This is a genomic window from Empedobacter sp. ULE_I140, assembly GCF_053482575.1.
In genome coordinates, this window is sequence record NZ_JBQMTX010000001.1 from 2,666,653 (window position 1) to 2,692,453 (window position 25,801).

A 25,801-nucleotide genomic window follows, 5' to 3' on the forward strand; every position below is an offset into this window, starting at 1 on the left:
TACGTCGTATATTTGTGGCGGAAAAAATATAAAGAAGATGAAAATTTTTAGATTCGGACCAAAAGGTCAGGAGAAATCAGGTGTAATCATCGATGAGAAAAAATTCGATGTTTCAGCATCAGGAATTATTTATGATGATGATTTTTTTGGAAATACAGAAAAACAAGAAACTTTACAAAAATATATCGAGCTTAACATTAACAGCTTGCCATTAGTTGAAGATGATGTACGTATTGGTACACCTTTAACTCGCCCAGGAAAAATTGTTTGTGTAGGTCTTAACTTTGATGATCACGTAAAAGAAACAGGTTTACAACAACAAGCAGAACCGATTATGTTTATCAAAGCGAATCAATCGTTTAACGGACCAGAAGACGGAATTATGCAACCAAATGGTTCTACAAAAATGGACTGGGAAACAGAACTTTGTATTATTATTGGTGAAAAAGCAAATAATGTAACGGAAGAAGAGGCAATGAATCACGTATATGGTTATGCCTTAATTAATGATATTTCTGAGCGTGCTTTCCAAACAGAACGTGGAGGAACTTGGGACAAAGGAAAAGGATGTGATACATTTGCACCTGTTGGACCTTTTATTGCAACAAAAGACGAAATCGAGGATGTAAATAATTTACGTGTTTGGTTAAAATTAAACGGAGAATTAATGCAAGATGGTAATACAAGTGATTTTATTTACCGTATTCCTAAATTAATTTCTTACCTATCTCAATTTATGTCTTTCTTACCTGGAGATATTATTTCTACAGGTTCACCTGCAGGATCAGGAATGGGAAAAACACCTCAAGTTTGGCTAAAACCAGGAGATGTTATCGAATATGGAATTGAAGGTTTAGGTTCTACAACTCAAACTATTTTACCTTTCTCAAGAGGTTAAAATAAGATATCTTACAATAAAAAAAACCGTGCAATTTAAATTTTGAATTGCACGGTTTTTAAATTTTGTTTAGCGTCATACTTAATTGATTAAACAATAAAACGAATTCTTTTTCATACAATCAATCGATTAAATAGAACGTCTAATTCGAAAAAAATATTGGATATTCAATTAATTAACGTAATTTTGCAAACGTTTTGACAACCATCTAAATGGTACAAATCCATCAAAATGACGAATAATTCCTAAAATCTTTTGGGAAAACAGAATCATTTTGTACATTTGCACCCCGATCGGATTGTCGGTAATTTATAAAATATTAAAAATCAAGATAGTGGACACGTTAAGTTACAAAACTTCATCAGCCAACAAAGAAACTGCTCAGAAAGAATGGGTAGTTGTGGACGCTTCTGACTTATCATTAGGTCGTTTAGCGTCAGGTGTTGCGAAGCTTATCAGAGGTAAGCACAAAACAAACTTCACTCCTCATGCAGATTGTGGAGATTATGTAATTGTTTTAAACGCTGACAAAATTCAATTAACAGGTAACAAATGGGATGACAAATTATACATCCGTCACACAGGTTACCCAGGTGGACAAAGATCATTAACTGCGAAAGAAGTTTTTGCTAAGGATCCAGCTCGTTTAATTGAAAAGTCAGTTAAAGGGATGTTACCAAAAAACAAATTAGGTAGCAAATTATTAACTAATTTACATGTATTTGTTGGTACTGAGCACAATCACGAAGCTCAACAACCAAAACAAATCGATATTAACGAATATTTATAATCTAATTCCATGGCAATAGTTCATAAAATCGGACGTAGAAAAACATCTGTTGCTCGTGTATACTTACAAGAAGGTAATGGAGAAATCTTCATTAACGGGCGCGAGTTAGCAATCTACTTCCCTACAGCAGTATTACAATACAAAGTAGAACAACCATTTTTAATCACTGGTACAAAAGAGAAATACAATGTAGATATCAAAGTATTTGGTGGTGGAATCACTGGTCAAGCTGAAGCAATTCGTTTAGCTATTTCTAGAGCTTTATGTGAAGTTGACGCAGATTTTCGTTTACAATTAAAACCAGAAGGGTTATTAACACGTGACCCACGTATGGTTGAACGTAAAAAATTCGGTCAAAAGAAAGCGCGTAAGAAATTCCAATTCTCTAAACGTTAATTTATTCAATTCATTAAAAAATCCATTTTCCGTTGGTTTAGCATCTAAACAAATAAGGCTAGAATTCTTCGACCACTTGTTTGTTGCTTGTTGAGATAACGGAACGTAAACTAAAAAAAAGAAAATGGCAAAAGTAAATGTAAAGGACTTATTAGGTGCTGGTGTGCACTTTGGTCACTTAACAAGAAAATGGAATCCGGCTATGGCTCCTTATATTTTTATGGAGAAAAACGGAATCCACATCATCGATCTTCACAAAACTGCAGTGAAATTAGATGAAGCATCTGAAGCTTTAGGAAAAATTGCTGCATCTGGACGTAAAGTTCTTTTTGTTGCAACTAAAAAACAAGCAAAAGATGTTGTAGCTAAGCATGCTGAAGAAATCAACATGCCTTATATTACAGAACGTTGGCCTGGTGGGATGTTAACTAACTTTGTTACTATCCGTAAAGCAGTTAAAAAAATGAATTCAATCGATCGTATGAAAAAAGACGGTACGTTTGAAACACTATCTAAAAAAGAAAGATTACAAGTTGATCGTCAAAGAGCATCTTTAGAGAAAAACTTAGGTTCTATCGCTGATATGACACGTTTACCATCTGCAGTATTTATTGTAGATATCGTACGTGAGCACATAGCTGTAGCAGAAGCTCAAAAATTGGGTATTCCAATCTTTGCAATGGTTGATACAAATACTGACCCTCGTCAAGTAGATTTCCCAATCCCTGCAAATGATGATGCTTCTAAATCTATCGATATCATCTTATCTACAGTAGCTGATTCTATCAAAGCTGGTTTATCTACACGTAAAGCAGAAAAAGAAAAAGCAAAAGAAGGTAAAGAAGAAGGAGCTGAAACAAAAGAAGCTTAACATTAACTTGATGATCAATTCATCGATATAATATACCTTGTAGCTCCTACACCACTTTGTGGTGTACGAGCTACTTTTATTTAAAATATTAAGAAACAAAATAAAAATATTACTATGAGCTACAAAGCAACAGCCGCTGAGGTAAGTAAATTAAGAAACGCAACTGGTGCGGGAATGATGGATTCTAAAAAAGCTTTAGAAGAAGCTGGTGGAGATTTCGATAAAGCTGTAGAAGTTTTACGTAAACAAGGACAAAAAGTAGCTGCTAAAAGAGCTGACCGTGATTCTACAGAAGGTGCAGTTATCGCTAAAGTTAACGCTGACCAAACTAAAGGTATCGTTATCGCTTTGAACTGTGAGACTGACTTCGTTGCTAAAAATGAAGCTTTCGTTGCTATGGCTAACGAAATCGCTGATTTAGCTTTGACAGTTAACTCTAAAGAAGAATTATTAGCTTTACCATTCGCAGGAATTACAGTTGGTGAAAAATTAACTGAGCAAACAGGTGTTATTGGAGAAAAAATCGAAATTGGTACTTTCCAAGCTATCGAAGGTGCTATCGTTAATTCTTACATCCACGCTGGTAACAAAATTGGTGCTGTAGTTTCTTTATCTGCTAACGTAGAAGGTGCTTCTGAAGTAGCTCGTGACGTTGCTATGCAAGTTGCTGCTATGAACCCAGTAGCATTAGATGAAACTTCTGTTGCTCAATCTGTAATTGACACTGAATTATCTATCGCTAGAGAAACTTTAGTTGCAGAAGGTAAACCAGAAAACATGATTGAAAACATCGCTCAAGGTAAATTACAAAAATTCTTCAAAGAGAATACATTAGTTCACCAAGCGTCAATCAAAGACGGAAAAACTTCTGTTCAAGATATCGTTAAAGCTGTTAACGCTGACTTGAAAGTAACTGGATTTATCCGTTACAGCTTATAATAAGCTTATAATAAGTTTATAATTTTTATTATATATCTTAAAGTGATGCTAAATTTTAGCATCACTTTTTTGTTTGGTATATATTTTGAAATGTTTGTTTTATAATTATTTACTTTTATATTTGTTAGGATTACAAGCATATGAAACACTTTATACTATTTATAACTATATTTTTATTCACCATAACATCTGCTTCAGCTCAGTCGAGATTTGATCAGGATAAAGGCTCTGTTAGTATTTATCCAAATCCTGCGAGTTCTACATTTACAATAAAATTTGACAATCCATCAAAGGCAAGTTCGGTGTCGATATATTCGATTATTGGAAATGAAGTGATGAATAAAAAATTAGACGGAAGCCAAAAAGCAAACTTTAACGTACAAAGTTTGAAAAAAGGAAAATACATTGTTCGCGTTTTTAATGAAGATGGAACAACAGAAACACAATCCTTGATTAAGAATTAAGATTATTCATATATAAAACAAAAAAGCTTCTCAAAATTTGAGAAGCTTTTTTGTTTGTAATTAGAAAGACTATTTTGCTTTCTTATAATTTTCTTCAACTTGTTTCCAATCCAAAACATTGTTAAACGCTTTCAAATAATCATCGCGTTTGTTTTGGTATTTTAAATAGTAAGCATGTTCCCAAACATCAATTCCTAAAATTGGCGTTCCTGCGATCTCTGCTCCTGGCATCAATGGATTATCTTGATTTGCTGTACTTGTAACCGCCAAACTTCCGTCCGCTTTCACAACCAACCAAGCCCAACCAGAACCAAAACGTTTAGAACCCGCTTCGTCCAATTGTTTGATTAATTCTTCTGTAGAACCAAATGTTGCTTCAATCTTCGCTTTAAGATCTCCTGTAGGGGCTTTCTGTGGCGTTGGAGACATAATATCAAAATATAGCATGTGATTGTAATATCCACCAGCATTGTTGCGTAAAGCAGCATTATTCATATCCATTTTTTTCAAAATATCTACAATATCATTCGATTTGATATTTGCTTCTTTTAGCGCTGTATTCAATTTGTTGATGTATCCTAAATAATGTTTAGAGAAATGAACTTCCATTGTTTTTGCATCAATGTATTCGTTCAATTCATCGTAACCATATTTCAAAGGTTTAATTTGGAAAGTTCCTGGGTCAGCTTTAACATCTGTAGGATTTCCAACAGGCTCTGCAACAGCTTGCACTGTATCTTGTTTTACAACTTCTTTAGTTGTTGAGTCAGCATTTTCTTTCTTCGTTTCGCATGACTGAACAAAGAAAAGAACACCCAAAACTGACATCAAAAATATACCCTTTTTCATCTTATTCTTTTATGTAGTTTACTTATGATATTAATATTTCTACTAAAATATACTAAAACTATCGAATATAAAATTGATTTCTTTTAATTTTCTGTTAAAATGGAGATTATCATCTAAATCAATAAAGGTAATTTGTTTGTATATTTGATTCATGGATATTGAAATTAATAAAGAAGAATTAAATGATCTAGTTGATAAATTATATTTATTAACTGAAGATTATAAAAATTTGGCTAAAGAAATTTTTAAATATAAAGCTATGAAAGTTGATTTTATTGCTCTTAGTATTTTAAATAGAGCTATGTCAATTAATGAAGGTTTTAGATTATTATTTCAAGAAAATAATTTTTACTCTGCAACTCATCTAATTAGAATACAAATGGATAATCTAATTAGATATAATTCTATCCTAGTTGCTAAAGACGATAGTTATATTGATTATATATTAGACGGAAAAGAAATCAGAAAATTCCGCGATAGCATTTTAAAAAAGAATTTCAATGATGCTTATTTAGTTGAACAAATTTCAAAAAAATTTCCAGAAATAAAAATTTTATACAAAAAATACTGTGGCTTTATTCATTTTAGTAACGAACATTTAGAAAGAATAAAAACCTTTCCTAATATTGAAAATGTAAAATTTCGTGTAGAGATAGGTAATTTCGAAAATTATTCACATCAAGAAAAAGTAGAAATTGTATCTGATATGATTACTATTTCATTATTTATTTTTAATCAAATCAATTATTGGACCGAAGCAAAAAAGACCATAAAATAAAAAAACCTTCCATTCGGAAGGTTTTCTTGTTATATAGAGTTTCTTAATCTCTTTTATAATCTACAACAGCTTCTATAAAAGCTTGTGCATTTTCAACTGGAATATTTGGTAAAATTCCGTGACCTAAATTGGCAATATATTTATACGGACCAAAATCGTCAATCATTTCTTTTACCATTTGCTGAATAGTTTCTGGTGGCGATAACAAACGAGAAGGATCAAAGTTACCTTGTAACGTCTTTTTGAAACCTGTAAACTCACGCGCTAATTGTGGCGTAATCGTCCAATCAACACCCAAAGCAGATGCTTTAGAATCTGCCATTTTCTCTAAAGCAAACCAACAACCTTTTGCAAAAACAGTTACAGGAACTACTTTAGAAACTTCGTTTACAATTTGCTCGATGTATTTCCAAGAAAATTCATCATAATCTTTTGGCGATAACATTCCACCCCAAGAATCAAAAATCTGAATCACATTTGCACCATGTTCCACTTTTTTCAACAAATATTGAATCGTTGTTTGTGTAATTTTTTCTAATAATTGGTGTGCTGCAACTGGATTTTGGAAACAAAAACCTTTCGCTTGATCAAAAGATTTAGAACCACGACCTTCCACTGCATAACACAACAATGTCCAAGGCGAACCTGCAAAACCAATCAACGGAATTTTATTGTCCAACTCTTTCTTTGTAATATCCATCGCTGCATAAACGTATCCTAACTCTTCTTCAACATCAGGAATATAAACTTTTTCTACATCTTGAGCTGTACGAATAGGATTCTCTAACCAAGGACCAACACCAGGTTTCATCTCGAAATTCATTCCCATTGCTTGTGGCACAACCAAAATATCTGAAAAGATAATTGCTGCATCTAACGGAAAACGACGAATTGGTTGAACTGTAATTTCAGCCGCTAACTCTGGCGTTTGACAACGTGTAAAGAAATCATATTTATCTCTCAATTCGATAAACTCTGGTAAATAACGTCCTGCTTGACGCATCATCCACACTGGCGGACGCTCTACCTCCTCACCTCTCAATGCTTTTAAAAGCAAATCATTTTTTATCATTGATGTATTTTTTTATATTTTCAATAACTACTTCCACCAATGGTGTTTGCGCAGTTATAATTTCATGATTTGGATAAACTTCTTCTATCGCAGAAGTTGTTGTATTTCCGATTGTAAAAATACGCGAACTTTCTGAAATTTCATTTTGTTGATGAAACGCTTTGAATGACAACGGACTAAAAAAAGCATACACATCAAATGTTTCATTTAATTGATAAACAATTTGCCCTGATTGATATGTTATAATTTGATTGACTTCGTGATTTGCTTTTGATAATTCATTCACCAACAAATCTCGACGGGAAGAACCACATAAGAAATTCCATTTCGGAGAATAATTTCCTGAAATTAATTTCGAAGCTAAATCTTCTGCATAATCTTCAACCAACACAACATCTCTGTTTTGCGCTTTTAGTTTTTCTGCCGTTTTTTTTCCAACAACAAAAAAATGACCATTCAATTCCAAATCTTGAATGGCATTTACAGTATTTTGACTCGTCACGATAAACTGATGAACGGATTCATCAATCTGTGCATAAATTTCATTTTTCGAAGTCAAATCGATTTGTAAAGTTGGTTTACAAACCACCTCAACATCAGTTCCAAATTCTTTTTCAAGCAATTCAGAAGAAATTAACTTCGTGAATAAAACCTTCGTTCGCACTATTTCGTTCCGATTTCTTTTTTTATTTGTTCAATCATTTTTGCTGCACCTTGTGCAATACATTCTTCAGCAAATTCGCGACCTTTCGTCAAATATTCATCTGCTTTGAATTGTCTTTCGATTGAAATCATTTCTTGTCCATCAATGGTTAAAATTGCTCCTTTGAAGGAGTAATTTTCTTCATCAATTTTCTCAACTAATGCTCCAATTGGCGCTGTACAACCACCTTCTAAAACATTCAAAAATTGACGTTCTACCGTTGCAAAAAGTTCACATTGAGGATTATTAATATCACTCAAATCCAAACCTTCTTTGGCTACAATTCCTAAAATTCCTTGTGATGGTGCAGCAATCATCCAATCAATCACTTTATAATGAAGACCTTTTTCTGCCAATTCATCTAAAATTTCTGAACGATCCAAACCTGCAAAAGCAAAAACAGCTCCGTCCCAATCTGCATTATCTTGCAACTTTTTCAGACGTAATTGCACATTTCCACGTAAATCTACAATCGTATCATTTGGATATTTATGATTCCAAAATGCTTTACGACGCAAAGATCCAGTAGCGATAACACGATGTTTTTTCTCGAAAATATCTTCCGATTTGTACACCAAAATATCCGCAGAACTTGCGCGTTCTGGATATGCAATCAACTCTAATTTTTCTGGTAAAACAGTTGGCACATCTTTCAACGAATGAACCGCAATATCTACTTGATCATTCAACAAAGCAATGTCCAATGAACGCGTAAAAACACCTGTTAAACCTAATGAATAAATGGGTTGTTTTAGATTTGCATCGCCTTCAGAAGTAATCGGAACGATTTCTGTTGGATGACCTTTTGCCTCAAGAATAGAAGCAACTTTATTGGCTTGCCAAAGCGCTAACGGACTTTGACGTGTACCAATTTTTATTGTTTTCATGATTGTATTAAGCTTGTTTTAAATGAAACATTTTTTCGATTAACTGAATTGTTTCGTCTGCGTTTTCTTTATTTTCGATCAAATAAGAAGCAAACTGATTTGTAATTTTCTGAATTACTTTTTCAGTTAAAATCGTTTCATTTTCGTCGATATTTACATTGTCTTTTTTCAAGTTATTTAAAGCAAAACTCTGAAAAAAGTCTAATCTATCTTTGAAAGATTGAATAGCTGGAACCAATTCTCTGGTTTCTAACCATTCGTAAAACTCTGTAGAATGCTCCTCTATAATTGCCAATGCTTCTGGAATTGCATTGCGACGTTGCGCAATTGTATCGTCTACCATTTTAGATAATCCATCTACATTTACCAATTGAATAGATTCGCGAGCAGCCAATGTATGAATTACATTTTCTGGAACTGACATATCAATAATCGTCATTTCCTTATCGAACGGAATCATTTCTTCTGTAATCGTGTAATTACTTGCTCCCGTTGCAACAATTAGAATATCTGTTTTTTGTAATTCTTCTTTTAATTCGCTGTGATCTTTTACGGTAATATCGTATTTCAGTCCAAGAATTTCTGCCTTTTCTTTTGTACGATTGATTAGCGTAATGTTTGTATTTGGATAATGTTTGACCAAATTAGCACACGTATTACGACCAATTTTACCAATTCCGTACAACAAAATATTTTTGTCAACTAAGTTTCCTTGCGTTGCTTGAATAAAATTAACCGCAGAATATGCAACCGAAGCTGAACCATTGCTTAAAAAAGTTTCGTTCTTTACTTTTTTACTAATTTGGATCGCAGTATTTACCAAACGCTCTAAAAAAGCATTTGATGCACCTTGTTTTTTGAAACGAGAAAACCAAATTTTGATTTGTCCGATGATATCAAAATCACCTAAAATCTGACTTTCTAATCCCGACGAAACACGGAATAAATGTGTAATCGCTTCTTCTCCTTCTTTTACCATCATAAATTGACGGAATTCATCTGCATTACCTTCTGTATATTTACAATATTGCTCAACGATTTGATCTTCGTTTTCTGCAAAACCATAAAATTCAGTACGATTACAAGTTGATACAATAAAAAAGTTTTCTAAACCATTCGTTTTAGAATCTTGTGTAAACGTTTCAACTTGTTCCGGGAAAAATGTAAATTTACCACGTGTAATGGCGTCAGCTTTTTCATAACTGATTCCGATTACGTAAAAATTTTCTTCCGTTTTATTACCTCTAATTGCCATTTCTTCAAATACTGATACAAAAGTAGTTTCAAAACTCTTCGAAAAATAACTTTAAAAAGAAAAAATAACGCTAAAAATTAAAGTTTGCTTTTTTAGAATAATTATAAATTAAAGGTTTATATTTGTATGTAAACCATTATAAAGAGCGAAGTTGACAATTATCACGTTTTTTATATGACAAACCTCATCATTCGAAATGGATTTAAAAAATACCCATAAAAGTAAAATTAACGAGTATAAATTGTCAACAGACGTATTTATCGCTCAAATAGACAACTTTACAGCTTATACAGACACGATTCTGAAAGGGATTGACAAGCGCTATATACAATTCTATTTTTGTACAAAAGGTTCGCTGACATTTAATTTCAATAATGGTATTTATAAAATCAATTTGAACGAAGGAAAAAGTTTTTTGTTCTATTATCCGACATTAGACATTCCATTATCATTGAATATAAATGCAGAAAGTAAGGTTTATATTGTGGTTTTGTCTATTCAGAAATTGCATCAATTGTTTGCAGAATATCAAATTCAGAATAATTTGATTTCGAGCATGACACAAGAAAAATTTTATATTGAACGCGAAATTGGTCCAGCTATAAAATTAGTTTTGAATCAAATTGAACAAATGAAACTTTCTCCACAATTTCAAAATTTATTTTTGATTGGAAAAATGTATGAATTGTTCACGCTTTATTTTTCTGAAATCGAAAGTCAAACTGAACATTGTCCTTTCTTGAATGACGAAAATGAAGGAAAACGAATCAAAGAAATCAAAGATTATTTATTAGCTGATTTTAAAAATCCGCCAACAATCAAACAACTTTGCGAAAAATTTTCGATCTCAGAATATCATCTGAAAGAAGGTTTCAAAGAACTTTATGGAACAACTGTTTATGGTTATTTGTTGGATAAAAAACTGGAATATGCGTTGCATAAACTAGAAGAAAATCAACAAATGGTAAAGGATATTTCGTTTGAAATTGGCTACGAAAATCCATCTCATTTTATCTCAGCATTTAAGAAAAAATATGGCTTAACGCCTAAACAATACATTAAACAATTTCAGTAAAAGTTTAACGATTTCTAATCTAAATATTCCGGTTTAACTACTTATAAATACTTACTTTTGTCAAATATTTATAAATAATTATGCAAAAATTTTTACTTCTTTTATTTCCTTTTGCCGCTTTTGCGCAGCAACCCGACTATTATGAAGGGATTGATTTTAAACAAAATGGAAAAACGATAAAGGAAGAATTACAGAATTTAATCAATGCTACGCATCATGCAGTGAAGTATACACCTGGTGTTTGGAATATTTTAATGAAATCAGATTTAGAGATTGGTTCTAAAGACAGGGTTTTATTGATTTATGGTTTTACTGACAATTCTACTATTTATGCTGAACAGCGCACATGCGATGTCAACAATAGAAATACGGGTTCTTCGGCTCCCGGTACTTGGGAACGCGAACACGTTTTTCCTAAATCATCGGCAAGTCCAAAAATGAATGAGCAAATTCCTGGTATAGGCACTGATGCGCACAATTTACGTGCAGTTGATAGACAATTAAATTCAACTAGAAGTAACAATGCTTATCGTGAAAAATGGGCACAAGATGTGACAGGGCAAGCTAAATTAATCAATGGAGGTTTTTATCCTGGTGATGAATGGACGGGAGATGTGGCGCGAATTATTATGTATATGTATGTACATTATGGGTTGCAAACCGATCCGCAATTAGTTGCGTACAACAATACGACAACAACCAATACTGATGGAATGCCTGATATGTTCTTGAAATGGAATGTGCAGGATAAAGTATCTGAATTTGAGAAAGTGCGAAACGAAATTATTGCCGAAACACAAGGAAGTCGAAATCCATTTATTGATAATCCGTATTTAGCAACGTTGATTTGGGGAGGAGATAAAGCCGAAAATACTTGGACTGAATTATCTGCGAACGATTACAATTATCAACAAACGCTTGTAGAAGTTTTTCCTAATCCAACAACAGACAAAGTAAAGATTAATGCTAAGAATTTTGATTATGTGAATTTATATGATTTTAACGGTCGTTTACTTGGAATTGAATTAGGTTCGGAAGTTAATTTGAAAAATTATCCAGCTGGAATGTATATTTTATCTATTCACCTAAAAGATGGAAACATCGTCACAAAAAAAGTGATTAAAAAATAATTTTAAACAAAAAATTCCAACTCTAAGAGTTGGAATTTTTTGTTTATTCATTTTAACAACCTTCATTATACATTACATCGAAAGAAACTACTTTATCATTCACTAAATAAAATTGTAGAATCGATCCATTATCATAATCTTCAACATTAAAATAACGAAAAGCTTTTGTTCTTTTATCCGTTTTATCATCATAACCATCGAAAATAGAAATATTCAGATTTTTATATTTATTAATTAACTCATCCAAAGATGAGCCAATTTTAATTCCAGATAATGTTTTAAGACTAGAATCCGAAGACTTTACACTATATACAGTTAAAGTAGAAGAACCTGCTGTCTCCTCACCATTTGTTGTCAATCCAACTTTATATGTTACTCCTTTAGAGACAATTGTTACATCACCATCAGGATAACCATATTCATTCAATTTTATTTTGAATTTTTGTCCAGTTAATTTTTCTAATTCAGACAATTTCATTCCAAGTTTTACGTCATTAATACGAGTTGTAGAAACTTGCGCTTGCAAAGCTATTCCAGCTACAAAAGCAGCTATAAAAAATATTTTTTTCATTTTTATGTATTTAGGTTTTAATCATTATTTTAAAGTGTACATTCTTCTGGGTTATAAGAACTCAATCTTATTGTTGTTACAATTTCATTTTTCAAAGAAAAAGTCAATATAACACCATTTTCTCTATCATCAATTCTAAATTCTCTGTTATTATTATTCGATTTATCCAAAAACACATTATATTTTGACGAATAAGCTTTCCACAAATCCTCCAACGTACTACCAATTCCAATTCCAGACAAAGTTTTGATATTTTTACTTGTTGTAGAAATAGAACTTAAATAGGTGTCATTTTCTGTTTTACTCAAATAACCACTTCTTATTTCGATTGTATAATCAATCCCTTTTAGGGTGACATTCGTTTCTCCTTCATCAACAATTGCAGCAATTTCTTCACCTAACAATTTCAACACTTCGAACGGACGCATACCAATTTTCAGTTCATTCATTCGTGTTGTAGAAATCTGACCAAATCCAACAACCGAAAGCAAGAAAAATCCTAATAAAGTTATTTTAATCCTCATAAATTTTATTGTTTAAATATCCCGATTCTGTCTCATCATCTTCAAAAATATCTTACACCGAAATATCATATTTTTTGTACGCTTTCCATAAATCGTCCAACGAACTTCCAACTTTTATTCCTGATAAAGTCAAAAGTTTAGAGCTGACAGACGAAACCATACATACTTCGAATTGTTTTGTTTTCAAATTTTTATAGTACGAAATATGATATTTAATTCCATTCAACTCAATGTCCTGTTCAGGCATTTCTGCATTATTTACATCATAAAGAGCTAATTGATTTGGTGTTAAAGCTGCAACTTGTTTTTGCTTCATTTCGTACGAAATATCTCCAAATTTGGAAGTCGTTACTTTTTGAGCAAACATTATCGAAGTGAATAGCAAGAAGCACCCTAAAATTGAAAAAAATCGACTAAGCATAAGCATTAATTTGAGCAATATGTTTTACAATTTTTCCATTATCCAAAACCCAAAGTGCATCATAAACACCAGCTCCATCGCTATATGTACCGAACAAATAATATTGATTTAACTCTTTATTGTAAGTAAGTTTTGTTGCTGATAAATTCGCATTATATAAATTGATAAAATATTCTTTTGGAATGATAATTTCTTTTCCTTTGAATGATATTTTAAACGATTTGAATTCTGTTTGAGGAATCATTCCATCCGAACCAAGAAAATCTTTTTCATCAATCGCATAAACAAAATCACTTTCCTTGAAAATTTTATGTTTTTTCGAATTAAATTCTTGCGTTTCGAGCTGAATGGTATAATCAGCAACCGAAAATTCTATTTTAGAATCATTGACTGAAGTTGGTGAAATAGTTTCAAAATCTTCTAACTTTTTGATTCGATCATAGTAAACAAAACCAGCTTTTTCAGGCTGATATTCAACTAAATACCATTTCGAGTTTTCTTCATCAGAATCAATTGGATAAATTGAATTTGAATTGACTTTAGCAACAATTTTAGACGAAATATTTTTATCATCTCTCACATTTGCAAAACCATCTTTATCTTGCACAATCCCAAATTGAGCTTGCACAAAATAGCCTAAAAAAGTAGTAAGAATGAATAAACTTTTTTTCATTTTTTGATTCGATTTTCTTGAAGTAAAGCTAACAAAATCTAAACCAAAAATTTTCACGAATTATAGTGATTTTACAAAATCGATATTTCTTTTCAAACCATCAAATTTTGTACGTTTTACAGGTGATTTCTTAAAAATTTCTCGAAAAACATCCTCTGTAATTTCTTCCCAATCTTTCTTCGAGAATTGATTAATTTTCTTATGACCAACAAAACGAGTTTCTTTCGTTGGCAACGAAAAACGATTCCATGGACAAACTTCTTGGCAAAGATCACAACCAAAAATCCAATCATCAAATTTTCCTTTCATTTCGGTCGGAATTTGATCTTTCAATTCAATTGTAAAATACGAAATACACTGACTTCCGTTCACTGTTTTATTGGGTAAGATTGCCTCAGTTGGGCAAGCATCAATACAACGCGTACATTTTCCACAATGATCAGTTTCAATTGGAGAATCATAAGCTAAATCCAAATCAATAATTAATTCGGATAAAAAGAAAAACGAACCTTTTTGTTTAGATAACGTCAACGAATTTTTTCCAACCCAACCAATTCCAGCTTTTTTCGCCCATGCATGTTCCAGAATTGGTGCTGAATCGGTAAAAGCTCTTCCGCTCACCTCCCCTATTTCTTCTTGAATAAAATCTAACAACTCGCGCACTTTTTCCTTCACGACAAAATGATAATCTTCGCCTTGCGCATACATCGCAACTTTGTAAGAATTAGGATTTCGATCTAAATCTTGGTAATAATTATACGCCAACGAAATCACAGATTTTGCTCCTTCGACCAAAATTCGAGGATCCAGTCGCATATCGAAATGATTTTCCATATACTGCATTTCTCCATGATAATTATTCTTTAACCAAGACTCTAAACGTGGAGCTTCCTCTTCCAAAAAATCTGCTTTGGCAATACCACACGAAATAAATCCCAATGCTTCAGCTTTTTCTTTGATTCGATGGGACCATTTTATTTTGATATGTTCTTCTGTTTGAAGGAGCATTAGTTAATTCGTAATTATGAATTTATAATTATTATATCGACGAGATTAAATTTTATCATTCTGAATGAAACGTGAGTGAAATGAAGAATCTTAGATTCCTCCTAACGCAAGAATAATATGTCGTGTGAGCCATTTTCGATTTATTAGAGTAAGAAAATCGTTAAGATTCTTCGACAAGCTCAGAATGACTTAGAACAAAATTACAAATCAAACAAATCGGTTTGAGGTGAATTTTCTCCACGATATTTTACACCAATATGTTTGAAAGCTTTTTCTGTTGCCACACGTCCACGAGCAGTACGCATCAAATAACCTTCTTGAATGAGATACGGTTCATAAACTTCTTCTAATGTTCCACCATTTTCTCCAACTGCTGTTGCTAAAGTTGTAATTCCGACTGGTCCACCTTTAAATTTTTCAATAATTGTTGATAAAATTCTGTTATCCATTTCATCTAAACCATTATCATCAACTTTTAGAGCTTTTAAAGAAAATTCAGCAATTGATAAATCAATTTTTCCATTTCCTTTAATTTGTGCAAAATCTCGAGTCCTTCTCAATAAAGCATTTGCTATACGAGGAGTTCCACGACTACGACCTGCAATTTCTATCGCCGCTCTTTCGTCAATTGGTGTGTCTAAAATACGAGAAGATCGCTCAACAATCGTACTTAATAATTCAACATTATAATATTCGAAACGGAAATTAATTCCAAAACGAGCACGAAGCGGCGCAGTTAATAAACCAGAACGCGTTGTTGCACCAATTAATGTAAAAGGATTCAAACCAATTTGAACCGAACGTGCATTTGGTCCAGATTCGATCATAATATCAATCTTAAAATCTTCCATTGCCGAATACAAATATTCTTCGATAACGGGAGACATACGATGGATTTCATCAATAAAAAGCACATCATTTTCTTCCAAATTCGTCAATAAACCAGCTAAATCACTCGGTTTATCGAGAACTGGTCCAGATGTAATTTTGATTCCTACACCTAATTCATTCGCAATAATATTTGCTAATGTCGTTTTTCCCAAACCTGGAGGTCCGTGCAACAAAACGTGATCTAATGCTTCGCCACGAAGTTTAGACGCTTTTACGAAAACTTCTAAATTCTCTAGAATATGCGCTTGTCCAGCAAAATCATCAAAACTTTGCGGACGAACAGTATTTTCGTGATTTAGATCGTCATCTGGATAAAATTCTTTATCAGGATTTAATAAATCTGACATAAAATGATGATATAAATTATAATGATGATATTACGAAGGACAAATTAAATTATCCTCCGTACTTTTACAACTACAAAGAACGCAATATTTTTTTAGATAAAAAGAATTATGAGCAAAGGAATATTATTAGTGAATTTAGGTTCGCCCGATTCTACCAATGTTGAAGACGTAAGAACTTATTTACGCGAATTTTTAATGGATAAGAAAGTTTTGGATTCTCCTTGGATTATTCGTAAAACTATTGTTGAATTATTTATTTTACCAAAAAGACCCGAAAAATCTGCTGAAGCTTACCGAAAAATTTGGACAAAAGAAGGTTCTCCTTTAATTGTTTACTCTAAAATTTTGAGAGATATGATACAAAAACAAATGGATATTCCAGTTGTTTTGGCAATGCGTTACAAAAACCCTTCGATAGAAGCTGGTTTACAAGAGCTTTATGACAAAGGTGTTCGCGACATTTTGGTTGTTCCTTTATACCCTCAATACACAATGTCTTCTACAGAAACTGTTGCGGATAAAGTGCTTGAAATTCAGAAAAAAAGTTACAAAGACACTAAGATTAATTTCTTGAAAGCTTTTTACAATCATCCAGATTATATCAAGGTTTTAGGAGATTCTATCAAAGAAAAATTACCTGAGAATTTTGATAAATTATTGTTTTCTTATCACGGAATTCCAGAACGTCACGATAATAAAGCACTTCGTGCTGCAAAAGCGAGCAAATTACCTATTGAAACTTATCGTAATCAATGTTTTGAAACAACACGTTTGGTAACCGAATACTTGCAATTACCAGAAGATAAATATACCACTTCTTTTCAGTCTCGTTTAGGTCGTGACCCTTGGATTAAACCTTATACAGACCACATGTTAGAAGAATTTCCTGCACAAGGCGTTAAGAATTTAGCGGTTTGCACCCCTGCCTTTGTTTCGGATTGTTTGGAGACTTTGGAAGAAATTTCGATGGAAGGACAAGAAGAATTCTTAAAAGCTGGTGGTAAGCAATTTACATACATCCCTTGTTTGAATGATCGTCAAGATTGGGTGGATACATTAGTGAAATGGTTGAAAGGTTGGCAAAATAATTAAGAAAGGTTTTTAGCCTTACAAAATAAATTAGATATCTTTGTTTGGAATTTTTCAATTTTAAACAAAGATATTTTTTTTAAAATGAGACTAATTTTCTCAATTATATTTTTAGTCCTATCACTTTTTAGTTCGGCTCAATTTTTAGATACTAGTGGAAATCTAATTATTGATGGTCGAAAATATCTGAAATCCAAAGTGGATACTACAGGACGAAAATCGGGTTGGGAAATTTATGGTGCAAATACTTTAACCGTTAATCAAAATACCTTTTCCAATTGGATGGCAGGTGGTGAAAATTCGGTTTCACTAAATGCTAAAGCTGATTACGAATTTAATTTCCGAAAAAAGAAACACTTTTGGGACAATCGTTTTATTTTTGAATATGGTTTTTTAGACAATAAAACCAATGGAACGCGTAAAACTGCTGACAATCTAAATATCACAACTTCTTATGGATATTTGATAAAAGAAAAGTGGTACCTAACCTCATCACTTAATATTCGTTCACAGTTTTCTACAGGTTACAATTACGGAACAACTCCAAAAACAAAACTATCAAACTTATTTGCGCCTGCATATGTAACAATTGGGGTCGGTGCGAATTATACGCCAAATTCTAATTTTTCTGTCAGTTTTCAACCTTTAACATCAAGAACAACAATTGTAGCAGACAAAGATTTGCAAAAGAAAGGAACTTATGGTTTACGAAACGATGGAGATACGTTTCTTTTTGAAGTTGGAGCATATTTAGGTGGTCGATACAAAATGAAACTTTTTGATAACGTAACTTACGATAATAATATTGGAATTTTCTCTAATTATTCGAACAAATTTTATAACCTCGATATTGTATATGCTGGATTATTAGACATGAAAATTAATAATTTTATGTCCACACAATTAACCATCAATTTGATTTATGATGAAGATCAAGTTACTCAAACACAATTTAAACAAGCCCTCGGAATTGGCTTAACATATAAAATAGACAGTACTAAGAAAAAAGATAAGAAGAAACGTAGAAAGAAGGAAATTCTCCCATATTTCGATACATCTGGCATTTCCCCAGTCAAATTACCTAGAATAAAACTGGATAAACAAAACTATGATCAAGTTTTTGATAAAAATACAATTGACGAAAAATCAACATATATTAAATCAGAATCCATATTTTTGGAGTAAGTTAATATAAATCAATCAAATCTACATGAAAAAATTTTTATTTGTATTAGCAATTTTAGGAAGTGCTACAACTTTTGCGCAAACAGTAAAAGATGGTAAAGTAGCTACTGATAGCAAGCGTTATTTAAAAGATCAAAAATTTGATGGCCGTCAACCAGGATGGTTCGTTTCGGGAAATAATTCACTTTTATTTTCTCAAAGTGCATTCAGTAATTGGGTTGCGGGAGGTGTAAATTCGTTTGCGCTGAACGGAAGTTTAGATTACGAATTTAACTTGACAAAAGAGAAACATATTTGGGATAATCGTGTTGTTTTAGGATACGGAATCCAGACTAACAAAGGCGAAAGTTCTCGCAAAACAAATGATGTTATCGACTTAACTTCTTCTTATGGTTACAGCATCGGAAATCATTGGTATTTAGCTTCCTCTATGAATTTTCGCACACAATTTACAGATGGTTTTGATTATTCAAGAGATCCAAAAACGAAGATTTCAGCCTTGATGGCTCCAGGTTATTTAAGTTTAGGATTGGGTATTGATTACAAACCAAGCGAAAATTTTCAAATTAATATTCACCCATTTACACCAAGAATGACCTTTGTCTTAGACAAAGATTTACAGAAAAAAGGAAATTTTGGACTTAAAAATGATGGAGACAATACTTTATTTGAATTCGGTGCATATTTAGGTGCGCGATATAAACTACAAATTATGGAAGGAATTTCTTATGATAACCGTGTCGGAATCTATGCAGATTACCTGAAAAATTTCGGAAATATGGACGTTGCTTATCAAGGAATTTTGGATATGAAAGTGAACAAGTTTGTTTCGGCACAAGTAAGTGTCAACCTATTGTATGATGAAGATCAAATCAAAAAAACACAGATTAAACAAACACTTGGAATTGGATTTAATTACAAATTTGATAACACGCCACCAAAAATAGAAGAAGCTCCAGCAATTGCATTTATGCAAGAAGCACCAATTTTCGAAGAAAAAGAAGAAACTGTAGAAGTAGCAACAAATATTCTAAAAAGAGAACCAATTCTTAATGAAACAAAATTAGTCACTCAATAATATTTTTAACCTGCTTTTAATAAGCAGGTTTTTTATTTTTCTTATTTTTATAACTCAATAGAAGAATAAAATGACAAAAAATATTTTCGGCGCACTTTTACCACAAATTTTAATAATTGTTTGGGCAGCTTTCGAGCTTTACCTTGGGTTCAACAACGAACAAAATAACCGCATCATTCTTAGCGCAATCGTGATATTAATCTTCGTTATTTTTACAATTATTACATTACTCAAGGTAATTAAATATCCCAACGACCCAACTTATTTGAAGAAAAAGTAATTTATATAAATGTAATTCTTAAAACTGAACGTTTAACTTTGAGACCAGTCACACTTGATGATACTGAAACAATTCATCAATTATATTCTATCGAAGAAGTTGATTAATACAACACGTAGGAATTCCAGAAAATATAGAGGTTACAATTCTTCATGTAAAAGATTTAGTAAAATCTAATCAAGGAGAACAACCACAAGCTTATACTTTTGTTATCGAAAATGACAATCAATTTGATGGATTAATTTCTTTAAATTTAGGTAGGGCTAAATACAAGAATGCAGAAGTTTGGTTTAAACTTCATCCAGATTTTTGGAACAAAGGAATTGCAACAGAAGCTTTAAGAGAAATTATTTCTTTTGGATTCAATACGTTAAATCTTCATAGAATCGAAGCTGGATGCGCAATTGAAAATATTGGTTCTTACAAAGTTCTTGAAAAAGTTGGAATGATTCGAGAAGCACATACCAGAAAGCTTCTTCCTCTAAAATCTGGTTGGGCAGATAATTATGGCTACGCTATTTTATCGACTGACTTACGATAAAAATTAAGTCATTGCAAACTCATTTTAGAATCATATCTTATTTGATAACAAGTTCAGCTTATCTACAAATTCTCCCTTAAATTTCGTAAACTTGTGTTATAAAACAACAAAAATGAAATTAATCGGTCCTTTCAGACAAATTATAACACTTGCCAATTTACCTTTAAAAGGTGCTATTCACGAAAACCAAGTCGAAGTTCTCGAAGATGGAGGAATTATTATTGATGATGAAACAATTGTAGAAATAGGAAATTTCGAAACGCTTTCTCAACAACATCCAACTATCGAAATTGAACATATCGAAACGGAACAAATTCTTCTTCCTGGATTTGTAGATTCGCATACACACGTTTGTTTTGGAGGAAATCGTGCCAAAGATTTCGCCATGCGTTTGGACGGAAAAACCTATTTAGAAATTGCCGAAAGTGGTGGTGGAATTTGGTCTACTGTGACAGAAACACGTAAGAAAACAGTTGACGAACTGAAAGATATTACGCTAAAACATATTGCCCAATTAGCTAAACAAGGAATCACAACTGCTGAAGTAAAATCTGGTTATGCTCTCTCTGTTGAGGGTGAAATTAAAATGTTAGAAGCGATAAATATGGCGAATCAAGAAAGTGAGATTGATTTGATTCCTACTTTTTTAGGTGCGCATATGAAACCAAAAGATTTTGAAGGTTCGAACAAAGAATATTTAGAACTTTTGGTGAAAGAAGTTTTTCCTAAATTAAAATCTGATGATTTAGCAAATCGTATCGATATTTTTGTGGAACAATCTGCTTTCTCTGTTGAGGAAGGCGATTATTTCTTAAACGAAGCAAAAAATCAAGGTTTTGATATTACGATTCACGCTGATCAATTTACAGCTGGAGGAAGTTATTTAGCTACAAAATTCGATGCTTTGAGTGCAGATCATTTAGAATTTTCAGGAGAAGAAGAAGTGAAAAAACTTGCCAATTCTGATGTTGTTGCAACTGTTTTACCTGGCGCTTCTATCGGTTTGGGAATGCAATATGCACCTGCTCGAAAATTGTTAGATGCTGGTTGTTGCGTTTCGATTGCTTCGGATTGGAATCCTGGCTCAGCTCCAATGGGAAATCTTCTTACACAAGCTTCTGTTTTGGCTACTTTTGAGAAATTATCAATGGCAGAAGTTTTAGCTGCAATTACTTTTCGTGCTGCAAAGGCTTTAAATTTAGCTGATCGTGGAACAATAGAAAAAGGTAAAAAAGCCGATTTTATCAGCTTCTCTACCTTCGATTATCGTAATATTATCTATTATCAAGGACAATTACAACCAACAAATGTATGGAAAAATGGTGCTTTGATTAATCAATAGTGTAAATATTATCAGGAGTGATGGTGTTTGTCGGCGTGTAAATTAACCAATCGGTAATCATTTCTTGCGGATAAAGACCTTCATCTCCTTCATTCAAACCTTCTACAGCATAAGGACGATTCAAACAAACGCCAAAAATTTCGTTGTTCTCATTGATTCCGTACACATCAAACCAAATGTGTTCCTTATTCATTTCATGATCGACATCAAATCCTAATTTAATTAAAAATCGATAATAATTTTCTTCATCTGCTTCTGGATTAAAATATGTGTTAAATGCTTTTTTATACAATTCAAAACGTTGATAAGCCAAGGCTGACATTCGTTCCGTTTCCTGATCGCTGATAAAGAAAATCGGATTATCTGCAATTGTCGCCGCATAAACTTCTGGTGTCAATGTATGTCCTTCTTGCACCGCTAACAAAACGCCACAAGGTTCATAATTTTCGTTTTCTGGCTGACGTTCATTGTAACCTCCAGGAATTTTAGCAGGATAATCTTTCACCACATCTTCCCAACGTTTCCAACAAAATGTAATATCCAAACCATCATAACCAATATTAAATTCTTCATTTTCTGGCGAACGAAAATCTGGTTTGATAAACGCATTTACAATCATATCCAAAGCCGAATTCATCTGCTCTACTCCATCTTTGATGTTCAACATCTCCAACTCCACAGAACCGCAACGATGCAAACCATGCGTATGCATCCAATACACGCGATCGCCATTTTCATCCTCATCATAAACGCCATGAATCACATATAAATACGAAGGCGCAGGCGGAATTTCTGACTCTGCTGTCACTTTAGCCCATTTACCAGAAAGCAAACGATAAGGCATAAAATCGACAACAATAGACGGGTTTTCAACAATTGCTTGCATAATTTTTAATTGCAAATGAAAACTATCCAATGCATCATTTCCAAAATACATCACAGATTCCAAATAAAAATCTTGTTGCGTTGCAATTTCCATTTCTTCGTCCGAAATCATATTTCCAAAACCAAATTCAGAATAATCGTTACTTCTCGCATCCACAACATACAAATTCACATCAAATTCTTCCTCCAAATAAGACACTACAAGTTGATATTCTTGCTTTACAGCTCCATTTTCGTCTTTATCAATCTCGATAAGATCAAAATTGATTAATTGAAAATAATCGGTTGATTTTAGACTTTTTTCAATTGATTCTCTTGAAAATACAAAATCTTTCGACGAAGGAAAAATTCCCATTGTAGAAGGTAAACTCAATCCATCCTCTGCAATTCCTTTGTACAATTCTTGATTTGTCATAGTTATTTTTAGTTTGTTTTTTGTTAAAGATAAATGTTTTAAGTTCATCAAAATTTTAGCAAAATGTTAAACTTTAAAATGATTAAAGATGATAATTCAGTTCGCATTACGTTAATTTATTGTAATTTTGTTCGCATAATTTTACAATTATGATAGCATCTATGACAGGTTACGGTAAATCCGTATTGGAATTACCTGAGAAAAAAGTAACGATAGAAATCCGTTCTTTAAACAGTAAAACACTAGATTTAAACACGAGAATTCCTTCTTTTTATCGTGAAAAAGAATTAGAAATCAGAAACCTTATTTCAGAAAAAGTTCAACGTGGAAAAGTTGATTTTTCGATGTTAGTAGAGTTAAATCCTGCTGCAAGAAATCAAAATATAAATGCTGAATTAATCAAAAGTTATATGGCAGAATTTAAATCAATCACACCAAATGTGACTGATGGTGAATTATTGCCTGTAGTAATGCGCCTTCCAGACGTTATTTCGTACACGCAAGACGATTTGAGTGAAGACGAATGGAATCAAATTCGCGCAACAATTATTGATGCGATCGACGCATTAAATCAATTTAGATTAGATGAAGGAAAAGTTTTAGAGAAATATTTGACTTTAAACTTGAATAACATTCTTGAGCTTTTAACACAAGTTGTCCCTTTTGAAAAAGAACGAATTGAAACTATAAAAGAACGTTTCAATAAACGTTTAGAAGAATTAAAAGTTGATGTTGATCAAAATCGTTTCGAACAAGAATTAATTTTCTATTTGGAGAAATTTGATATCACAGAAGAAAAAGTTCGTCTAAAAAACCATTGCGAATATTTCTTAAAAGAATTAGCTGGAACTGAATCAAATGGAAAAAAACTAGGATTTATTTCGCAAGAAATTGGTCGTGAAATCAATACATTAGGTTCTAAATCAAATCATTCTGAAATGCAAAAAATTGTTGTTCAGATGAAAGATGAATTAGAAAAAATTAAAGAACAATCGTTAAACATTTTATAATGAAAAAAGGAAAATTAATCGTCTTTTCGGCTCCATCAGGCGCAGGAAAAACAACTTTGGTTCGTTACGCTTTAGAACAATTGGAGAATATCAAATTTTCTATTTCTTGTACAACTAGAGATAAACGCGAAGGTGAAACTCACGGAGAAGACTATTATTTCTTAACACCAGAAGAATTTAAGGCAAAAATTGCAAACGACGAATTCGTAGAGCACGAAGAAGTTTACCGCGATAATTTTTACGGAACTTTAAAATCGGAAGTTGATCGCATTACATCTGAAGGAAATTCTGTAATTTTTGATATTGATGTTATTGGTGCATTGAATATCAAAAAATTGTACGGAGATCAATGTTTAACAGTATTTGTAAATCCTCCATCTTTGGAAATATTGAAAGAACGTTTAATTTCTCGCAACACAGAAAGCGAAGATAAATTGAAACAACGTATTGATAAAGCAGGAATTGAAATGGAAAAAGCTAAAGAGTTTGATATCATTTTATTGAACGACGATTTAGAAACTGCAAAAGCAAAAACCTTAGAAATTATTACAGATTTTATTAAATAATAATTTTTAATCATCATGATATAAATGCCTCGAATAAATAAAATCGAGGCATTTTTGTTATCTTTAGCTTTCGAAAAAATCACTACATAAAATGGAAATAGAAAATAGTTTAGAAATCAACAACGCCAATATTCATTATGTTCACCACGAAATAAATCCAGAAAATCCAACACTTATTTTTTTACACGATTCCTTAGGTTGCACCCAACTTTGGAGAGATTTCCCAAAAGAAGTTGCCGAAAAAACAAATTGTAATTTATTCATCTACGATAGAAAAGGTTATGGAAAATCGTCGCCTTTTACCATTGATCGTCGCGAATTGACTTACATGCATGATGAAGCAGATTTTCTAAATGATTTGGTTCAATATTTCAACTTCAAAGACATTATTTTATTTGGACATAGCGATGGCGGATCGATTGCGTTACTTTATGCTTCGAAATATCATCAAAATTTAAAAGGAATTGTTGTAGTTGGTTCGCACATTATTGTAGAAGAAATTTCTTTACAAGGAATCAGAGATGCAAAAATTGCATATGCAGAAACTAATTTGAAAGAACGTTTGACAAAATATCATGGCGATAAAACGCAGAAAGTTTTTGAGATGTGGACAGAAACTTGGTTACGCCCAGATTTTATTGATTTTGATATTCGAAAAGAATTGCAAAACATCGAATGTCCAACTTTGGTTATTCAAGGAATTGATGATGAATATGGTTCGATTGAGCAAGTAAATGGAATTATCAACAATGTAAAAGGAAGAAAAGAAAGTTATCTTGTTCCTGATGCAAAACATACACCTTACAAAGAGAATAGGACGCCGACTTTGGCAAAAACAGTTGAGTTTATTGATTCGTTATAACGAATC

Annotated in this window: 28 protein-coding genes and 1 pseudogene; 17 read left to right on the forward strand and 12 right to left on the reverse strand. The window is 32.3% G+C overall.

The window, feature by feature from the left end; genetic code table 11:
* Positions 1–37 precede the first annotated feature (37 nt).
* The 6 genes from ACTS9J_RS12895 to ACTS9J_RS12920 all read left to right on the forward strand — a co-directional run bounded on the left by ACTS9J_RS12895 (position 38) and on the right by ACTS9J_RS12920 (position 4,358).
* Complete coding sequence (locus ACTS9J_RS12895; protein ID WP_125348772.1) at positions 38–898, forward strand: fumarylacetoacetate hydrolase family protein; 861 nt, start codon at positions 38–40, stop codon at positions 896–898.
* Between the two features lie 334 nt (positions 899–1,232).
* Entirely contained in the window at positions 1,233–1,688 is a 456-nt protein-coding gene (rplM, locus tag ACTS9J_RS12900; protein ID WP_416410653.1) for a 50S ribosomal protein L13, read from the forward strand.
* 9 nt (positions 1,689–1,697) lie between these two features.
* Positions 1,698–2,084 carry a 30S ribosomal protein S9 gene (rpsI, locus tag ACTS9J_RS12905; RefSeq protein ID WP_038334481.1) on the forward strand — a complete coding sequence of 129 codons (387 nt, stop codon included), beginning with the start codon at positions 1,698–1,700 and terminating at the stop codon, positions 2,082–2,084.
* Between the two features lie 124 nt (positions 2,085–2,208).
* On the forward strand, positions 2,209–2,955 hold the full coding sequence (gene rpsB / locus ACTS9J_RS12910) for a 30S ribosomal protein S2 (protein WP_038334479.1): 747 nt from the start codon (positions 2,209–2,211) through the stop codon (positions 2,953–2,955).
* A 114-nt stretch (positions 2,956–3,069) separates the two neighbouring features.
* The gene (tsf, locus tag ACTS9J_RS12915) at positions 3,070–3,894 is read left to right on the forward strand and encodes a translation elongation factor Ts (RefSeq protein ID WP_219033598.1); all 825 of its coding nucleotides are present in this window, start codon (positions 3,070–3,072) and stop codon (positions 3,892–3,894) included.
* A gap of 140 nt (positions 3,895–4,034) precedes the next feature.
* On the forward strand, positions 4,035–4,358 hold the full coding sequence (locus ACTS9J_RS12920) for a T9SS type A sorting domain-containing protein (RefSeq protein WP_115001418.1): 324 nt from the start codon (positions 4,035–4,037) through the stop codon (positions 4,356–4,358).
* Positions 4,359–4,427: 69 nt separating this feature from the next.
* On the opposite strand, the gene ACTS9J_RS12925 is transcribed toward ACTS9J_RS12920, so the two are convergent.
* Positions 4,428–5,207 (reverse strand): superoxide dismutase, encoded by a 780-nt coding sequence (locus ACTS9J_RS12925; protein ID WP_286494662.1) that lies wholly within the window; start codon positions 5,205–5,207, stop codon positions 4,428–4,430.
* A 151-nt stretch (positions 5,208–5,358) separates the two neighbouring features.
* Between ACTS9J_RS12925 and ACTS9J_RS12930 the strand changes: the two genes are divergently transcribed.
* A complete protein-coding gene (locus ACTS9J_RS12930) occupies positions 5,359–5,985 on the forward strand; it encodes a hypothetical protein (RefSeq protein WP_286494663.1) in 627 nt (208 codons plus the stop codon).
* Positions 5,986–6,028: 43 nt separating this feature from the next.
* Here the strand turns inward: ACTS9J_RS12930 and hemE are convergent, their stop codons facing one another.
* Genes hemE through hemA form a run of 4 tightly spaced genes read right to left on the reverse strand, consistent with a single transcriptional unit; the run spans position 6,029 to position 9,902 of the window.
* Positions 6,029–7,057 (reverse strand): uroporphyrinogen decarboxylase, encoded by a 1,029-nt coding sequence (hemE, locus tag ACTS9J_RS12935; RefSeq protein ID WP_219033601.1) that lies wholly within the window; start codon positions 7,055–7,057, stop codon positions 6,029–6,031.
* Complete coding sequence (locus ACTS9J_RS12940; protein WP_181816324.1) at positions 7,044–7,721, reverse strand: uroporphyrinogen-III synthase; 678 nt, start codon at positions 7,719–7,721, stop codon at positions 7,044–7,046. The genes hemE and ACTS9J_RS12940 overlap by 14 nt, the downstream gene beginning before the upstream one ends.
* Entirely contained in the window at positions 7,721–8,647 is a 927-nt protein-coding gene (gene hemC / locus ACTS9J_RS12945; RefSeq protein WP_221854357.1) for a hydroxymethylbilane synthase, read from the reverse strand. The genes ACTS9J_RS12940 and hemC overlap by 1 nt, the downstream gene beginning before the upstream one ends.
* 7 nt (positions 8,648–8,654) lie before the next feature.
* On the reverse strand, positions 8,655–9,902 hold the full coding sequence (gene hemA / locus ACTS9J_RS12950) for a glutamyl-tRNA reductase (RefSeq protein WP_219033603.1): 1,248 nt from the start codon (positions 9,900–9,902) through the stop codon (positions 8,655–8,657).
* Positions 9,903–10,098: 196 nt separating this feature from the next.
* Here hemA and ACTS9J_RS12955 point away from each other — a divergent pair, with 196 nt between their 5' ends.
* Together ACTS9J_RS12955 and ACTS9J_RS12960 are read left to right on the forward strand one after the other, a co-directional pair.
* Positions 10,099–10,977, forward strand: a complete 879-nt coding sequence (locus ACTS9J_RS12955) for a helix-turn-helix domain-containing protein (RefSeq protein ID WP_416410655.1) — start codon at positions 10,099–10,101, stop codon at positions 10,975–10,977.
* An 80-nt stretch (positions 10,978–11,057) separates the two neighbouring features.
* A complete protein-coding gene (locus ACTS9J_RS12960) occupies positions 11,058–12,107 on the forward strand; it encodes an endonuclease (protein WP_416410656.1) in 1,050 nt (349 codons plus the stop codon).
* A 52-nt stretch (positions 12,108–12,159) separates the two neighbouring features.
* Here the strand turns inward: ACTS9J_RS12960 and ACTS9J_RS12965 are convergent, their stop codons facing one another.
* The 6 genes from ACTS9J_RS12965 to ruvB form a co-directional block, all read right to left on the reverse strand.
* Complete coding sequence (locus ACTS9J_RS12965; RefSeq protein WP_052217554.1) at positions 12,160–12,678, reverse strand: hypothetical protein; 519 nt, start codon at positions 12,676–12,678, stop codon at positions 12,160–12,162.
* Positions 12,679–12,707: 29 nt separating this feature from the next.
* Positions 12,708–13,202, reverse strand: coding sequence for a hypothetical protein (locus tag ACTS9J_RS12970; protein WP_038332097.1), 495 nt, complete (start codon positions 13,200–13,202; stop codon positions 12,708–12,710).
* A 52-nt stretch (positions 13,203–13,254) separates the two neighbouring features.
* Positions 13,255–13,569, reverse strand: a complete 315-nt coding sequence (locus ACTS9J_RS12975) for a hypothetical protein (RefSeq protein WP_038332094.1) — start codon at positions 13,567–13,569, stop codon at positions 13,255–13,257.
* Positions 13,570–13,615: 46 nt separating this feature from the next.
* Positions 13,616–14,296, reverse strand: a complete 681-nt coding sequence (locus tag ACTS9J_RS12980; RefSeq protein WP_286494665.1) for a hypothetical protein — start codon at positions 14,294–14,296, stop codon at positions 13,616–13,618.
* A gap of 60 nt (positions 14,297–14,356) precedes the next feature.
* Complete coding sequence (queG, locus tag ACTS9J_RS12985; RefSeq protein ID WP_286494666.1) at positions 14,357–15,304, reverse strand: tRNA epoxyqueuosine(34) reductase QueG; 948 nt, start codon at positions 15,302–15,304, stop codon at positions 14,357–14,359.
* 200 nt (positions 15,305–15,504) lie between these two features.
* On the reverse strand, positions 15,505–16,542 hold the full coding sequence (gene ruvB, locus ACTS9J_RS12990; protein WP_038332085.1) for a Holliday junction branch migration DNA helicase RuvB: 1,038 nt from the start codon (positions 16,540–16,542) through the stop codon (positions 15,505–15,507).
* A 108-nt stretch (positions 16,543–16,650) separates the two neighbouring features.
* Here ruvB and hemH point away from each other — a divergent pair, with 108 nt between their 5' ends.
* From hemH to hutI, 5 genes and pseudogenes are all read left to right on the forward strand, one after another.
* Positions 16,651–17,634 (forward strand): ferrochelatase, encoded by a 984-nt coding sequence (hemH, locus tag ACTS9J_RS12995; protein WP_286494667.1) that lies wholly within the window; start codon positions 16,651–16,653, stop codon positions 17,632–17,634.
* 81 nt (positions 17,635–17,715) lie between these two features.
* Complete coding sequence (locus ACTS9J_RS13000) at positions 17,716–18,816, forward strand: DUF3078 domain-containing protein (RefSeq protein ID WP_286494668.1); 1,101 nt, start codon at positions 17,716–17,718, stop codon at positions 18,814–18,816.
* Between the two features lie 25 nt (positions 18,817–18,841).
* A complete protein-coding gene (locus ACTS9J_RS13005) occupies positions 18,842–19,894 on the forward strand; it encodes a DUF3078 domain-containing protein (RefSeq protein WP_286494669.1) in 1,053 nt (350 codons plus the stop codon).
* Between the two features lie 491 nt (positions 19,895–20,385).
* A pseudogene (locus ACTS9J_RS13010) lies at positions 20,386–20,616 on the forward strand (GNAT family N-acetyltransferase); the annotation flags it as partial.
* A gap of 211 nt (positions 20,617–20,827) precedes the next feature.
* Positions 20,828–22,057 (forward strand): imidazolonepropionase, encoded by a 1,230-nt coding sequence (gene hutI / locus ACTS9J_RS13015; RefSeq protein WP_219033614.1) that lies wholly within the window; start codon positions 20,828–20,830, stop codon positions 22,055–22,057.
* Here hutI and ACTS9J_RS13020 read toward each other — a convergent pair.
* Positions 22,047–23,357, reverse strand: coding sequence for a DUF4026 domain-containing protein (locus ACTS9J_RS13020; protein WP_219033615.1), 1,311 nt, complete (start codon positions 23,355–23,357; stop codon positions 22,047–22,049). The two genes, hutI and ACTS9J_RS13020, sit on opposite strands and share 11 nt — an antisense overlap.
* A 149-nt stretch (positions 23,358–23,506) precedes the next feature.
* Between ACTS9J_RS13020 and ACTS9J_RS13025 the strand changes: the two genes are divergently transcribed.
* From ACTS9J_RS13025 to ACTS9J_RS13035, 3 genes are all read left to right on the forward strand, one after another.
* Positions 23,507–24,367 carry a YicC/YloC family endoribonuclease gene (locus tag ACTS9J_RS13025; RefSeq protein ID WP_236688172.1) on the forward strand — a complete coding sequence of 287 codons (861 nt, stop codon included), beginning with the start codon at positions 23,507–23,509 and terminating at the stop codon, positions 24,365–24,367.
* Positions 24,367–24,933 (forward strand): guanylate kinase, encoded by a 567-nt coding sequence (gene gmk, locus ACTS9J_RS13030; protein WP_221854349.1) that lies wholly within the window; start codon positions 24,367–24,369, stop codon positions 24,931–24,933. Before ACTS9J_RS13025 ends, gmk begins: the two co-directional genes overlap by 1 nt.
* 91 nt (positions 24,934–25,024) lie before the next feature.
* Complete coding sequence (locus tag ACTS9J_RS13035) at positions 25,025–25,795, forward strand: alpha/beta fold hydrolase (protein WP_221854348.1); 771 nt, start codon at positions 25,025–25,027, stop codon at positions 25,793–25,795.
* Positions 25,796–25,801 lie beyond the last annotated feature (6 nt).

Excerpts from the sequence above, each read along its gene's own strand:
- hutI (WP_219033614.1), top strand. The coding sequence starts at position 20,828 with ATGAAATTAATCGGTCCTTTCAGACAAATTATAACACTTGCCAATTTA.
- ACTS9J_RS12980 (WP_286494665.1), bottom strand. The coding sequence starts at position 14,296 with ATGAAAAAAAGTTTATTCATTCTTACTACTTTTTTAGGCTATTTTGTG.
- rpsB (WP_038334479.1), top strand. The coding sequence starts at position 2,209 with ATGGCAAAAGTAAATGTAAAGGACTTATTAGGTGCTGGTGTGCACTTT.
- rpsI (WP_038334481.1), top strand. The coding sequence starts at position 1,698 with ATGGCAATAGTTCATAAAATCGGACGTAGAAAAACATCTGTTGCTCGT.
- ACTS9J_RS12965 (WP_052217554.1), bottom strand. The coding sequence starts at position 12,678 with ATGAAAAAAATATTTTTTATAGCTGCTTTTGTAGCTGGAATAGCTTTG.
- hemC (WP_221854357.1), bottom strand. The coding sequence starts at position 8,647 with ATGAAAACAATAAAAATTGGTACACGTCAAAGTCCGTTAGCGCTTTGG.
- ACTS9J_RS12895 (WP_125348772.1), top strand. The coding sequence starts at position 38 with ATGAAAATTTTTAGATTCGGACCAAAAGGTCAGGAGAAATCAGGTGTA.
- ACTS9J_RS12975 (WP_038332094.1), bottom strand. The coding sequence starts at position 13,569 with ATGTTTGCTCAAAAAGTAACGACTTCCAAATTTGGAGATATTTCGTAC.
- ACTS9J_RS13025 (WP_236688172.1), top strand. The coding sequence starts at position 23,507 with ATGATAGCATCTATGACAGGTTACGGTAAATCCGTATTGGAATTACCT.
- tsf (WP_219033598.1), top strand. The coding sequence starts at position 3,070 with ATGAGCTACAAAGCAACAGCCGCTGAGGTAAGTAAATTAAGAAACGCA.
- hemH (WP_286494667.1), top strand. The coding sequence starts at position 16,651 with ATGAGCAAAGGAATATTATTAGTGAATTTAGGTTCGCCCGATTCTACC.
- ACTS9J_RS13005 (WP_286494669.1), top strand. The coding sequence starts at position 18,842 with ATGAAAAAATTTTTATTTGTATTAGCAATTTTAGGAAGTGCTACAACT.
- hemE (WP_219033601.1), bottom strand. The coding sequence starts at position 7,057 with ATGATAAAAAATGATTTGCTTTTAAAAGCATTGAGAGGTGAGGAGGTA.
- ACTS9J_RS13020 (WP_219033615.1), bottom strand. The coding sequence starts at position 23,357 with ATGACAAATCAAGAATTGTACAAAGGAATTGCAGAGGATGGATTGAGT.
- gmk (WP_221854349.1), top strand. The coding sequence starts at position 24,367 with ATGAAAAAAGGAAAATTAATCGTCTTTTCGGCTCCATCAGGCGCAGGA.
- ACTS9J_RS12925 (WP_286494662.1), bottom strand. The coding sequence starts at position 5,207 with ATGAAAAAGGGTATATTTTTGATGTCAGTTTTGGGTGTTCTTTTCTTT.
- ACTS9J_RS12960 (WP_416410656.1), top strand. The coding sequence starts at position 11,058 with ATGCAAAAATTTTTACTTCTTTTATTTCCTTTTGCCGCTTTTGCGCAG.
- ACTS9J_RS12955 (WP_416410655.1), top strand. The coding sequence starts at position 10,099 with ATGGATTTAAAAAATACCCATAAAAGTAAAATTAACGAGTATAAATTG.
- ACTS9J_RS13000 (WP_286494668.1), top strand. The coding sequence starts at position 17,716 with ATGAGACTAATTTTCTCAATTATATTTTTAGTCCTATCACTTTTTAGT.
- ruvB (WP_038332085.1), bottom strand. The coding sequence starts at position 16,542 with ATGTCAGATTTATTAAATCCTGATAAAGAATTTTATCCAGATGACGAT.
- ACTS9J_RS13035 (WP_221854348.1), top strand. The coding sequence starts at position 25,025 with ATGGAAATAGAAAATAGTTTAGAAATCAACAACGCCAATATTCATTAT.
- ACTS9J_RS12930 (WP_286494663.1), top strand. The coding sequence starts at position 5,359 with ATGGATATTGAAATTAATAAAGAAGAATTAAATGATCTAGTTGATAAA.
- ACTS9J_RS12920 (WP_115001418.1), top strand. The coding sequence starts at position 4,035 with ATGAAACACTTTATACTATTTATAACTATATTTTTATTCACCATAACA.
- queG (WP_286494666.1), bottom strand. The coding sequence starts at position 15,304 with ATGCTCCTTCAAACAGAAGAACATATCAAAATAAAATGGTCCCATCGA.
- ACTS9J_RS12970 (WP_038332097.1), bottom strand. The coding sequence starts at position 13,202 with ATGAGGATTAAAATAACTTTATTAGGATTTTTCTTGCTTTCGGTTGTT.
- hemA (WP_219033603.1), bottom strand. The coding sequence starts at position 9,902 with ATGGCAATTAGAGGTAATAAAACGGAAGAAAATTTTTACGTAATCGGA.